At 39.8% G+C, this 12,275-nt stretch carries 12 protein-coding genes and 1 pseudogene; 10 read left to right on the forward strand and 3 right to left on the reverse strand.

Annotated features, from left to right (window positions below; translation table 11 throughout):
* Nucleotides 1–23 precede the first annotated feature (23 nt).
* Complete coding sequence (locus tag ACQKMR_RS08530; protein ID WP_427696911.1) at nt 24–1,193, reverse strand: MFS transporter; 1,170 nt, start codon at nt 1,191–1,193, stop codon at nt 24–26.
* A 190-nt stretch (nt 1,194–1,383) separates the two neighbouring features.
* Between ACQKMR_RS08530 and cax the strand changes: the two genes are divergently transcribed.
* On the forward strand, nt 1,384–2,451 hold the full coding sequence (gene cax, locus ACQKMR_RS08535; RefSeq protein WP_427696948.1) for a calcium/proton exchanger: 1,068 nt from the start codon (nt 1,384–1,386) through the stop codon (nt 2,449–2,451).
* 470 nt (nt 2,452–2,921) lie between these two features.
* Nucleotides 2,922–3,737, forward strand: a complete 816-nt coding sequence (locus tag ACQKMR_RS08540) for a YfkD family protein (protein ID WP_427696912.1) — start codon at nt 2,922–2,924, stop codon at nt 3,735–3,737.
* A 44-nt stretch (nt 3,738–3,781) separates the two neighbouring features.
* Here ACQKMR_RS08540 and yfkAB read toward each other — a convergent pair whose 3' ends face one another.
* Complete coding sequence (gene yfkAB, locus ACQKMR_RS08545) at nt 3,782–4,903, reverse strand: radical SAM/CxCxxxxC motif protein YfkAB (protein WP_427696949.1); 1,122 nt, start codon at nt 4,901–4,903, stop codon at nt 3,782–3,784.
* 155 nt (nt 4,904–5,058) lie between these two features.
* On the opposite strand from yfkAB, the gene ACQKMR_RS08550 reads away from it, so the two are divergent.
* Together ACQKMR_RS08550 and ACQKMR_RS08555 are read left to right on the forward strand one after the other, a co-directional pair.
* Nucleotides 5,059–5,247, forward strand: coding sequence for an SE1561 family protein (locus ACQKMR_RS08550; RefSeq protein ID WP_427696913.1), 189 nt, complete (start codon nt 5,059–5,061; stop codon nt 5,245–5,247).
* 317 nt (nt 5,248–5,564) lie between these two features.
* Nucleotides 5,565–7,133 carry a fumarate hydratase gene (locus ACQKMR_RS08555; protein ID WP_427696914.1) on the forward strand — a complete coding sequence of 523 codons (1,569 nt, stop codon included), beginning with the start codon at nt 5,565–5,567 and terminating at the stop codon, nt 7,131–7,133.
* A 47-nt stretch (nt 7,134–7,180) separates the two neighbouring features.
* Here ACQKMR_RS08555 and ACQKMR_RS08560 read toward each other — a convergent pair whose 3' ends face one another.
* Nucleotides 7,181–7,318, reverse strand: a complete 138-nt coding sequence (locus ACQKMR_RS08560) for a hypothetical protein (protein WP_427696915.1) — start codon at nt 7,316–7,318, stop codon at nt 7,181–7,183.
* Between the two features lie 111 nt (nt 7,319–7,429).
* Between ACQKMR_RS08560 and ACQKMR_RS08565 the strand changes: the two genes are divergently transcribed.
* From ACQKMR_RS08565 to ACQKMR_RS08590, 6 genes and pseudogenes are all read left to right on the forward strand, one after another.
* On the forward strand, nt 7,430–7,615 hold the full coding sequence (locus ACQKMR_RS08565) for a hypothetical protein (protein WP_427696916.1): 186 nt from the start codon (nt 7,430–7,432) through the stop codon (nt 7,613–7,615).
* 272 nt (nt 7,616–7,887) lie between these two features.
* Nucleotides 7,888–8,673 carry a delta-lactam-biosynthetic de-N-acetylase gene (gene pdaA, locus ACQKMR_RS08570; protein WP_427696917.1) on the forward strand — a complete coding sequence of 262 codons (786 nt, stop codon included), beginning with the start codon at nt 7,888–7,890 and terminating at the stop codon, nt 8,671–8,673.
* Between the two features lie 123 nt (nt 8,674–8,796).
* On the forward strand, nt 8,797–9,681 hold the full coding sequence (locus ACQKMR_RS08575; protein ID WP_427696918.1) for a DNA-3-methyladenine glycosylase family protein: 885 nt from the start codon (nt 8,797–8,799) through the stop codon (nt 9,679–9,681).
* Nucleotides 9,678–11,060: a 23S rRNA (uracil(1939)-C(5))-methyltransferase RlmD gene (rlmD, locus tag ACQKMR_RS08580; RefSeq protein ID WP_427696919.1), complete on the forward strand. Its 1,383-nt coding sequence runs from the start codon at nt 9,678–9,680 to the stop codon at nt 11,058–11,060. Before ACQKMR_RS08575 ends, rlmD begins: the two co-directional genes overlap by 4 nt.
* Nucleotides 11,061–11,177: 117 nt before the next feature.
* Nucleotides 11,178–11,702, forward strand: a complete 525-nt coding sequence (locus ACQKMR_RS08585) for a DUF1456 family protein (RefSeq protein WP_427696920.1) — start codon at nt 11,178–11,180, stop codon at nt 11,700–11,702.
* 311 nt (nt 11,703–12,013) lie between these two features.
* Nucleotides 12,014–12,274 (forward strand): annotated as a pseudogene (locus tag ACQKMR_RS08590) (alcohol dehydrogenase catalytic domain-containing protein); the annotation flags it as partial.
* Nucleotide 12,275 lies beyond the last annotated feature (1 nt).

Consider the following 12,275-nt stretch of genomic DNA (forward strand, 5'->3'; position numbering starts at 1 on the left):
AGTAGTTCAGATAATAAACTATACTACAAGCTTAAAGCAGGCACTTTTTTTTCCTTAAATAGTACCAGTGAAATAAAGACAAGAAGAAGCATTATACTGATTAAATAGAAAAAATTACCTCCTTGTAAGTATTCGATGACTAAACCACCGAAAAATGGACCACCAATGCTGCCGAGACTGTAGAAGATGCTGCATAACAGATTTCCTGCAGGTAATAGGTTGCGAGGCAAAAGGTCTGCCATATAACTGATTCCTAAAGAGAAAGTCGAACCCACCATCATCCCGCCAAGCAGGAAGCAAATGAACAGACCGATTACGGAATATGAAACAATCCCAGCTAGAGTAAATACGGTAAAGCCTGAAAAAAGAATGATCAGCAAGATTTTTCGTCTGCCAAATCGGTCACTGAGCATTCCAAGCGGAATCTGTGAAAGTAAAGTACCACCTGAAAATGCTGGAATGATAAGCGATACTGCGGTTAAATCAATTCCAGAGCGCAATGCGAATACTGGAAAGTTGCTATTCAATGAGGCTTCAAGCACGCCAAAGGTGAAAGGGAGTAAAAAGGCGACCCAAGCAATGCGACTCACTTTCGTAAACCGTTTGAGTGTACCTAAGAATGATGTGCTTTCTGATTCATCCTGTTCAGGAAGCTCGTTTTTAATCAGGAATACAGTCATCCACGTAAGCAAGCTTAGTATGGATGTAATGATGAATGGCAAAGACTGATTAATCTCCAGAAGCTTCGTCATTAGCGGACCAACCATAAAACCAAGACTGAAAAATAATCCATAAATAGCAATATTCCTTCCGCGCTTTGCTGAAGGGGAAACAGCGGTAATCCATGTCTGGGTAGCAAAGTGAAGAGTATGATCACCAATTCCGATGAAAAAACGCAGAGCAAACCAAAACCAGAATGATTTCCAGACCGGAAATAAAGCAAGTGAAAGAATTACGGTTATTCCGCCAAATAATATTAATGGCTTATAGCCATATTTGCGGAGAGGTGCTTCCATGAAGGGAGAAATTAAAAGAATCCCTATATAAAGTGAAGCAGCATGAAATCCATTTAAGGAAGAGCTAATTCCGTCATTTTCAAAAATGATTGCGATAATTGGCAGAAGCATTCCTTGAGAAAATCCAGATATGCCGACCATACAAATTAGAACACTAATAAGCAGCTTTTGATTCATAAGTTTTCGACTCCTAAGATATGTATACCTTGTTGATGTTACATGCAGGATAGAGGATTAAGCAACAGAAATTTGGGTAAATGTTGACATGAAGAGAATATCGTTAAAAATTCTCTTTTTCATTTCAGGAAGATTATGTATGATAGTTTTTGTTACATATTAAATTGCATATAGGATTGTGAGGAGAAATATCGTGGATAAAATATTTATGGGACTCGTTTTCTTAGGTGTCCCTTTATCGGTTATTGGTTCTTTGATGCATTGGCCAAGTGTAATCATGTTTATCGTATATTGTTTAACAATTATCGCGCTTGCAGGTTTTATGGGACGGGCAACGGAAAGTCTAGCGATTGTGATGGGCCCAAGGATTGGCGGACTGTTGAACGCAACCTTTGGTAATGCAGTCGAACTTATTATTTCCATTTTTTCATTGAAGGCAGGGCTAGTGGGCGTTGTATTAGCCTCTTTGACTGGATCGGTATTAGGGAACTTATTGTTGGTTGCAGGACTTTCCTTCTTTATTGGGGGGACGAGGTACAAACGGCAGAAATTTAATGTGTTCGATGCAAGGCATAATGCTGGTCTGCTAATTTTCGCCGTTGTTGTTGCTTTTGTGATACCGGAAGTGTTCACTCAAAACATGAGCGAATCAAGTACGATGTCGTTAAGTGTCGGAATTTCCATTATTTTAATCTTATTATACTTAGCGGCATTATTCTTTAAATTAGTTACTCATCGCGGGGTTTATAAGCATGCGGAAAAAAGAGAAGCCCATGAGGAACATGAAGAGGAAGTACCTGAATGGAGCAAGAAAAAGGCCATTTCTATCCTTGCTATTGCAACATTGGCTGTTGCTTATGTATCGGAAAAACTTGTTCATACTTTCAGTGAAGTCGGAGAAACGTTTGGCTGGACAGAGTTATTTATTGGGGTCATTATCGTTGCCATTGTAGGTAACGCAGCTGAACATGCATCAGCCGTTATTATGGCATATAAAAATAAAATGGATGTGGCAGTTGAGATTGCAGTCGGTTCTACGCTGCAAGTAGCGATGTTCGTTGCTCCTGTCCTAGTGTTGATATCATTAATGTATCCAACACATATGCCGCTTGTTTTCACATTGCCTGAGTTGATTTCAATGGTTACAGCTGTCTTTCTAATGATTATGATTTCGAATGACGGAGAAACGAACTGGTTTGAAGGACTTACCCTGTTAGCTGCGTATTTTATTATGGGGATTGGATTTTACCTATTATAAGAGTGTCAGGCCTTCCGAATCGGGAGGTCTTTCTTTATGAGAAACGCGGATACAAATAAAAATGACTCTGCCCAGGTTATTTTAGCAGAGCCATTTCTATATTAGTAAATTACCATTCATAAATTAATCCAAAATTTTTCTTCATGCTTCTGTTAAAGTTGAGAAATAATTCTAGAGTGTTACACCATCCTTTTACATCAAATTTAAGTAAGTGGCGAATTCGTTTTCTGTCATCCTTGAAAAGGGTGTCTTAGATCGATAAGCATACCTCCTGAACGTTTATTAGGTATGAACGATTTCGCCTCCTTTTTATAATGTAAGTTAAGTATAACCGATTTGTATAGAAAAGTAAATATTCTGAACTTTACAAATTTATTACAAAATCAACATGTTATTGAAATGTATAGAATGTTGAGTAAAAACAAAATCTATAAACAAAATGATTGAACCTTTTAAAGGAGTGCTACAGCATGAGACGTCTTATTCTTATTACAGTGTTTGCCCTAACTGCCTTTATTCAGGCGAATGTAAGTTTTGCAGCCCATATATCAGCCGGAGATAAAACAACTCCGAACAAGGTGAATATCCCGCCTTCCGTATTAAATATTGCGAAGGAGAATACGTATCCGAACTCGACTCAGGATCTTCCAATGCTGCAGCCGAGTGAGTTCGCCAAACAGTTGATTGATTCATCGGATATAAAGATTGAAAATCCAGAACTCATTCATATGTTGAATGAATCAGCAATTGCAAAAGCGCCGCTTGCTTTTGGTTACAGGGCGACCATTTACCTTGGCAATTGGGCATTGAATTACGAGTCTTCCGAAACGGCCCCCAATTGGGAATATCAAAAGATCAATATGAATTACTATGATAATCGAGGCGGTGATGTTCCATACAGAATCCGTTATGTCCAAGAAAACCAAAAGGCAGTGAGTGGTGGATTAACAGCGAAAATTCCTAAGGCCGAGGATGTTAAAAAGATGATGCTATTAAAAGCTACGGAAAAGACCCATTTGCCACTCGCTTTTGAAACGATTATTGGCGCTGGTACGAAAAAAGACGAAGTATACAATGTTGCTTCAAATCGGATTGGTTATTTATCTAGCTATGCATCTGCCGTCAATGAAAAAGGTAAGGTCACCTATGGAGAAGTATATTTGAAGCTTAAAGGAAATAAACGCTCGATTACGATTAAAAATATCACCTCACAAGGTATAGGCGCTTGGATACCAGTTCAGGACCATGTTTCCTTCAGCTTCACTGTTTCGCAACAGCCACGGTAATGAAGGTGAAGTAAAAAAAACTCGCCTAATTGGCGAGTTTTTTCTCATATATTTGACTTTCTTACACTGAAGTCTTCTTTAGGGTAATAGGCATTTTTGACAAGAACATTCGGACCGAGACATTTAACTGCTGAACAGTGGCAGTTTAATTCATTGGCCAGCTTCGAATTCATCCATGTTTTATAGGATTCGGTCAACGGCTGATCAATGATATTTCCCAATGTAGGTGCATCCCCAAAATCGGTAACAATGACTTCTCCAGTAAAAATATTGACATTCAAACGAGAGCGTCCATCAGGGTCATTCCGAACTGTCACTTTATTAGCACTGTAAAGCCGCTTAAGCAACTCTAAATCTTCTTTGCTGTTGTTACATGGATAGAATGGGAGCGTTCCGAAAAGCATCCATACATTTTCATCCCGAATATCAAGTAGATGATGAATCGCCTCACGCATGTTCTCCAATGATAAAGTTTCAAGTGCTGAGGCGAAATCACTTGGGTACATCGGATGTATTTCATGGCGCTGACATCCCATTTCATCGACAATCTGTCTGTGGATATGCTCTAGATGCGGCAAGGTGCGCTTATTAAGCATCGTTTCTGCAGAAACTAGCACACCAGCTTTTGTCAGGGCACGGGAATTTTCAATCATTTTATCAAATAATTTTTTTCGTTGCTCGCGCGAAGGCTTGCGGTCCATCATGGCAAAACCGATATCGATGAATTCATCGATCGTTCCCCAGTTATGGGAAATATGAAGAACATCCAAATAGGGTATGATTTCTTCATACCGTTCCAAGTCAAGGGTCAAGTTAGAATTGATTTGGGTACGAACTCCACGGCTACGAGCATATTTCAATAAAGGTAAAACATAATTTTTCACTTGTTTTCTAGAAAGCATTGGTTCACCGCCAGTTATACTTAGCGAGCGAAGCAATGGTATCTCATCGAGGCGCTGAATTATTAATTCTAAAGGAAGAGCAACCGGGTCTTTTGGCTGAAGTGTGTAACCGACTGCACAATGTTCGCAACGCATATTGCAAAGGGTAGTGGTTGTGAATTCAACATTGGTAAGACTGAGCTTTCCGTATTGTTCAACGTCCATATATGCTTCCCAAGGATCATACTTGGGTGTGATTGGTGTTAAAAGATCTTGCTTGATTATAGACATGTTTAAAACTCCTTACGTAATAATGCACTAACCCATTATGAACAATGGGCACAAAAATTGTCAAATGGCGTGGTGCTTCATTTTAGCTTGCCATTGCACTTTCAAGAGGATTTCGTTACGATGGAAGAAGAACGGAAGGAGAGTGCCTCATGGGAAAATCCATTACAGGTAAAAACGAACAATTAACATATTTAAAAGAACGCCTCACGATGTTCATGGAGGTTCTTGACCATATTGAACCAGAAAATACAGAATTAGAAGATATTGATCGCTTAATCGGCATGCTTGATGATTTGGAAGTTAAAGTAGAACAATTTAAAACGCGCAAAGAAGGATAATATCTGTACGATAGTATGATTTTTTTATAATTAATATTCATAAAAGGGATGACGCCATTTACTCGTCATCTCTTTTTATATGTAATGATGAAAAATGGCTATTCAGTATTAGGTAATGATTGGTAATATTTTTTTACTTTATGCTAATCTTTGCGCCTTGATTATTTTTCTACACACCGATTTCCATTAAGAAAATTAATTACTTGTTTTCGAAAGATTATGTTAGATGTATAATAAAACGGGTGTTGTATCATTCGAACTTAATAGAGAAGCAGTGAATGATTAAATCTAGGGGAAATAAGAGGGGGAAGAGAAATTTGGATATTCAAAAATTCCAAGAAAGTATGTACAGTCTTATCGTTGAAACTTCAACGAATCTTCCAAAGGATGTTCGTCGTGCGGTCAAAAGTGCGAAACAACGTGAAAATGCAGGTACGCGTTCAGCGTTGAGCCTAACAACAATTACGAATAATATTACAATGGCTGACGACAATGTATCACCGATTTGTCAAGATACAGGTCTGCCGACATTTAAAATTAAAACTCCAGTTGGTGTGAACCAACTTGAAATAAAAGAAGCAATTCGAAATGCAATCATTTTAGCAACAAAGGGCGGAAAGCTTCGTCCAAATGCCGTTGACTCTTTGTCAGGTGAAAACAGCGGGGATAACCTTGGGGAAGGTCTTCCTGTCATGAAATTCGATCAATGGGAAAAAGATTACATTGATGTGCGTCTAATATTAAAAGGCGGCGGCTGTGAAAATAAAAATATTCAATACAGTCTGCCGATGGAACTTGAAGGATTAGGTAAAGCCGGCCGTGATTTAGATGGAATCCGTAAATGTGTTCTTCATTCCGTCTACCAAGCGCAAGGTCAAGGCTGTAGCGCAGGGTTCATTGGCGTTGGTATCGGGGGAGACCGTTCATCCGGATATGATTTGGCTAAGGCTCAACTTTTCCGCAGTAACGAAGATGTGAATCCGAATGAGGATCTCCGTAAACTAGAAGAGTATATCATGGAGACGGCTAATGAATTAGGAATTGGCACAATGGGCTTTGGCGGCGAAACAACACTGCTTGGCTGTAAGGTTGGTGTCATGCACCGTATTCCGGCAAGCTTTTTCGTATCGGTTGCTTACAACTGTTGGGCTTTCCGTCGCTTAGGTGTGAAAGTTAGCCCAGAAACAGGCGAAATCAATGAATGGTTATATCAAGATGGCGAGAAAATTGACTTTGCTCTAGAAGCAGAAAAAGCAGCGAAAGAAGAAGTAGCCGCAGCAATAGAAGCTGAAGTTGAAGCACCGCGTGAAATTATCCTTCAGGCACCAATTACGGAAGAACAAATCCGTGAGCTGAAAGTTGGTGACGTAGTCCGGATTAATGGAAGAATGTATACTGGCCGTGACGCGATACACAAGCACTTGTCTGAAAACCCTGCACCAATTGACCTTGATGGACAGGTTATCTATCATTGTGGGCCGGTTATGCTGAAGGACGAAGAAGGCAAATGGCACGTGAAAGCTGCAGGTCCGACAACAAGTATTCGTGAAGAACCATACCAAGGCGATATCATGAAAAGATTCGGCATTCGCGCTGTTATCGGTAAAGGCGGAATGGGTCCAAAAACACTAGAAGCACTAAGCGAACACGGTGGTGTTTATTTAAACGCGATCGGCGGAGCAGCTCAATATTATGCAGACTGCATTAAATCAGTCGAAGGTGTGAACTTCACTGAATTTGGTATTCCTGAAGCAATGTGGCATCTGAACGTTGAAGGGTTTACCGCAGTTGTTACCATGGATTCACATGGAAACAGCCTGCATAAAGACGTACAGCAATCTTCATTAGAAAAACTGTCACAATTCAAAGAACCTGTATTTAAATAAGAAGTATGCAAAAGACGCTCACCAATTTAGTTGAGCGTCTTTTTACCTTACTCTTCTATTTTCGGCAATGGATCAATCCTTTTTGAATCCTCTAAATCCAATCCACTTTTCACAAAATAAACAAACAGTCCCGCGCCTAATCCCAGACAACCAATAAAGCCTAACGTAATCACCCATTCCAGCATTGTATACGCCCCCTTGCTAATGTATATGAAAAAAAAGGCTATTATTGCCTTAAAAAAGTACAATCTTTTTGCACCTTTGCTCATACATTAGAAGAGAAAGGGGGGAGTAAAATGCAAAATAACTTCTTATTGTTTTTTGTCGCAATGTTAACAGGTTTTGCTTTCATCCATCTTCCTGTGGCAGGCACGATTTTCTCCGGACTTGAACCAACTCTAGACGTAATTGGAATTATAACCGCTATCGTTTTTGCCATCGTCATCATTTGGAAGGCGGTACAGACGTTATTTAAAGGTTAAATAGATAGGGGGGCCTATCCTTTTAGGAGGAAAGGCCTTTTTTGCGTGGAATTCGCTCGTTGTGGGATGATAATTCGTCCTTTGTGGATAAAATTCGACCTACATGGCAATAATTCGACCTACAGACCAATAATTCGACCGTCATCACGAATAATTCGACCTACAGACCAATAATTCGACCGTTGTCACGAATAATTCGACCTACGGCAATATCATGTATATAAATCACCATGTTTCAAACACTAAGAAAAAAGAACATGGGGGATAATCCAATGAAAAAAATCGCGATTCTATCCGCTTTTATATGCTTGATTTGGTCTTTGGCAAGCCCAGCTCTAGCGGAGTCCTATAATTGGGGCTTCAATAAAGGGAAAAATGGAACTCCGGCCGATGCAGGAAAGAACTTCAATGAAATGCTACCTAAATATGAGGCAATTTATAAAGGTGACACAACGAAAAAAGACATATACTTAACGTTTGATAATGGTTATGAAAATGGCTATACCGCCCAGATTCTAGATGTGTTAAAAAAACATAAAGCCCCGGGAACTTTTTTCGTCACTGGTCATTATTTAAAAACCGCACCTGAGCTTGTTATCCGTATGGCGAATGAAGGACATATCATCGGAAACCACTCCTGGAACCACCCTGATATGACCAGTGTGACAGACGAAGTCATTCGCACCGAACTGCAACGGGTTAAAAAGGCAACTGAAAAATTAACCGGTCAACGGGGGATGAACTACCTAAGGCCACCGCGTGGTGTATTCAATGAGAGAACAATGAAAGTCGCACAAAAAGAAGGATATTACCACATTTTTTGGTCGCTTGCTTATAAAGACTGGGTCGTTGACCAACAAAAGGGTGCTGCTTTCGCCCATGATGAAGTGCTTAAACAGATTCATCCAGGGGCGATTTTATTACTGCATACTGTTTCAAAAGATAATGCAGAGGCGCTTGACTCGATTCTGACTGATCTTGAAAAACAAGGATACACATTCAGCTCCCTTGATGATTTAATGATAAAAAAACAATTGCCAAATCGAATGCTTTATTAAAATAAAAAGCGGAACCTGAAGTGAAATTACAGGTCCCGCTTTTTTCCATTCTCCTCATTTTTTAAGTAATATTTCAGGAAACATGCTATAATACGTGGAAAACTGCTAAAGGATGGATCGCTTGTGTGGACGGAAAAATTACAGGTCCAGGGACCATATAATTTCGACCTTGTTCTCGAACGATTATCGTTAGACCCACTTCAAGTAGTTGATTTTACTAACAGAACGGTAAAAGTTCCGCTTTATATAGAAAAAGAACCAGTCGTTTTGCATGTTAAGGTAATAGGAAACATCGAAGAACCGACCTTTATCATTAGAGGTCAATCAGAGGAATACAAGTCTAAAGCAATCGAACGGTTAAAAAAAGTTTTTCATTGGCATCTGCCATTAGAAGGCGTTTCCCAGCATTTCCGAGAATCCGATTTGCGAGAAATCTTCGAAGAGCACCGCGGTACAGCCATAGTCTTGGATTTCGATTATTACAGTTGCCTCGTCAAATGCATCATACATCAGCAATTAAACTTGTCTTTTGCGCATATACTCACGGAACGGTTCGTGAAAACATTTGGCTACCAAATAGATGGAGTGTGGTTTTATCCAACACCGGAGACGACCTCAAAACTTCAGGTGGAACAGTTAAGAGCCATTCAATTCAGCGGCAGAAAAGCTGAATATGTCATCGGACTATCTCAGCAAATCACTCATGGCCTTCTTAATCTTGATCTGTTGGCAAAGCTATCCGATCAAGAGGTTATGGATATACTAATAAAAATACGCGGAATCGGTAGATGGACGGCTGAAAACTTCCTGCTTTTTGGACTCGGAAGGCCGAACCTTTTTCCAAAAGCCGATATTGGCATCCAAAATGCAATAAAACTTTTATACGGCTTACCGCAGAAGCCAACCCAAGAAGAAATGGAAACCTACAGTGAAAAATGGGCTCCATATCTAAGCTACGCTTCCCTCTATTTGTGGAGAAGCATCGAAAAACGGAGTGAAAAGAAATGACAAACATGCAAGGTACAACACTAGAAGTAAATCAAACCCTTCCATTAACTATTAAACGTCTCGGCATAAACGGAGAGGGAGTCGGATACTTTAAAAAGAAAGTCGTCTTTGTCCCTGGAGCATTACCAGGTGAAGAAATTGTAGCTTTAATAACAAAAGTACAGCCGAACTTTTCTGAAGCAAAAATAAAAACCATCCGGAAAGAATCGCCACACCGCATTGCCGCACCATGTCCCATCTACGCAGAATGTGGTGGTTGTCAACTACAGCATTTAAGCTACAGTCAACAGCTTATTGAAAAACGCGATATCGTCATTCAAGCTATGGAGCGTCATACGAAATTCCCGATTTCTTCATTAAATATACAAGAAACAATCGGCATGGAAGATCCTTGGAACTACCGCAACAAAAGTCAGTACCAGGTCGGTCAGAAAGATGGCAAATTGATTGCCGGTCTTTACGGCTTAAACTCCCATAACTTGATCGATATTCCCAACTGTCTTGTCCAACACAAGGCTACTAATAAAGTAACACGTACGGTGAAGAAGATCCTAAAGAACCTGAATATCTCGATCTATAATGAAAGAAAGAGAAAAGGTGTGATCCGTACAGTCATTACAAGAGTTGGCTTTGAAACAGGTGAAGTACAGGTGGTCTTAGTTACAGGAGCGGAAGAAATTCCACAAAAAGATCAATTGCTTAAACAAATTCGTGACCAACTGCCGGAAGTGAAATCAGTCGTTCAAAATATTAATAACCAAAACACATCACTTATTTTTGGCGAAAAGACGATCCATCTTGCTGGCGAAAAAGTCATCAACGAAACATTGGGTGATCTATCGTACGAACTATCGGCCCGTACTTTCTTCCAACTTAATCCGGTCCAAACAGTCCGCATGTATGACGAAGTGAAAAAAGCGGCAGCCCTAACCGGTACCGAAAAAGTCGTAGATGCCTATTGCGGCGTAGGAACCATCGGACTTTGGCTTTCTGAAGATGCAAAAGAGGTTCGCGGAATGGACGTCATCAAAGAATCCATAGAAGACGCCAAGAAAAATGCCATCAAACACAAACGCACCAACATGCATTACGAAACAGGAAAAGCCGAAAACATCCTGCCGCGCTGGACCAAAGAAGGATGGAAACCGGACGTACTAGTCGCCGACCCGCCAAGAACTGGCCTGGACCAATCCTTACTGCAAACTATCCTAAAGGTCAAACCAAAAACCATTGTGTATGTATCATGTAACCCATCCACATTGGCAAAAGACCTACAAGAATTGAGTGCATTATATGAAGTAGAATCCATGCAGCCTGTGGACATGTTCCCACAGACGAGTCATGTGGAAGTTGTGACGAAGTTGAAAAGGAAAGAATAAGCAGAAGGATCCGGGAATCTGTAAAAGATTCTCGGATTTTCATCTGCGTTTATTTCAATCCATTTGTGAAATAATGAAGGTACTGTAAAAAATGAGAAATATACAGGAGGTTTATGGATGCATAATCATGATATATTAATTCGATTAAGATATGCGCTGGATATAAAAAATAAAGATATGGTAGAGATATTTAAACTTGGGGATATTGAAGTAACAAGAGAAGAAGTCATGCAGATGCTCACAAAACCAAAAGACGGATACTATGATGAATATGACCACGATGTTATAGATGAAGATGAAAACCAAATAAAATGCAATAACTTGATGTTAGAGTCATTTTTAAATGGCTTGATCATTTTCAAAAGAGGGAAACAAGAACCAAAACCAGGACAGCCGGAAAGCCCTGCACCGACTGCAAGGAATTCGGAAAGTGTGAATAATACCCTTCTAAAGAAATTGAAAATCGCACTGACATTAACAAGTGAGGATATGATTGATATTTTGGATGAGGCAGGAGTCATGATAACCAAAGGAGAATTAAGCGCTATATTAAGAAAAGCAGGTCATAGGAATTATAAAGAGTGCGGGGATAAATACGCCAGGAATTTCTTAAAAGGGTTAGCTTTTAAATATAGGGGATAAGGGAGCAGCAAATAAGTTGAACTAAAACTTGCTGATATCTACTTAGCTGTTGAAGTAATTGGGATTTTATGTAAATTTAACTAGCGTCACATATGTTGTCACATATTCTCCGGACATGTGGAGTGTGTGGCGAATATTACGCTGAAATTACTAACTAGGCCCAGTCATTTGACTGGGTTTTTAAGATGCATAGGAGCGAATCTAAATGAGGAGGGACGCTTGGCTATTTGAGGCGAATGATACAAATATCTTCGCGAGTATACGCTATACATCTAATATGAAGCAGGGGACAGTGAGCAGTTTGCTTAACTACGTCAACAGCAATCTGTGGATCTGATCTTCATATTTATCAAGGAGCTATCCAAGGAAAAAGACTATGTTGTCGGTCATGAACCAATGGGAATCGTTGAAGAAGTAGGGCCCGAAGTAACAAATGTGAAAAAAGGCGACAGAGTAGTATTACCGTTCAATTTTGCTTGTGGTCACTCTTTTTACTGTGAACACGAATGGAGAGTCAATGTGACAATTCAAACCGCAATCCACATGTAGACACAGGTGAATACTTCGGTTTTA

This window comes from Peribacillus sp. NPDC096540 (assembly GCF_050278525.1).
In the GTDB taxonomy this organism is placed as follows: Bacteria; Bacillota; Bacilli; order Bacillales; family DSM-1321; genus Peribacillus.

Coding starts and splice junctions, on each gene's coding strand:
- ACQKMR_RS08565 (WP_427696916.1), top strand. CDS start 7,430: ATGCAAAATAACTTCTTATTGTTTTTTGTCGCAATGTTAACAGGTTTT.
- ACQKMR_RS08585 (WP_427696920.1), top strand. CDS start 11,178: ATGCATAATCATGATATATTAATTCGATTAAGATATGCGCTGGATATA.
- rlmD (WP_427696919.1), top strand. CDS start 9,678: ATGACAAACATGCAAGGTACAACACTAGAAGTAAATCAAACCCTTCCA.
- ACQKMR_RS08550 (WP_427696913.1), top strand. CDS start 5,059: ATGGGAAAATCCATTACAGGTAAAAACGAACAATTAACATATTTAAAA.
- ACQKMR_RS08530 (WP_427696911.1), bottom strand. CDS start 1,193: ATGAATCAAAAGCTGCTTATTAGTGTTCTAATTTGTATGGTCGGCATA.
- ACQKMR_RS08540 (WP_427696912.1), top strand. CDS start 2,922: ATGAGACGTCTTATTCTTATTACAGTGTTTGCCCTAACTGCCTTTATT.
- pdaA (WP_427696917.1), top strand. CDS start 7,888: ATGAAAAAAATCGCGATTCTATCCGCTTTTATATGCTTGATTTGGTCT.
- ACQKMR_RS08560 (WP_427696915.1), bottom strand. CDS start 7,318: ATGCTGGAATGGGTGATTACGTTAGGCTTTATTGGTTGTCTGGGATTA.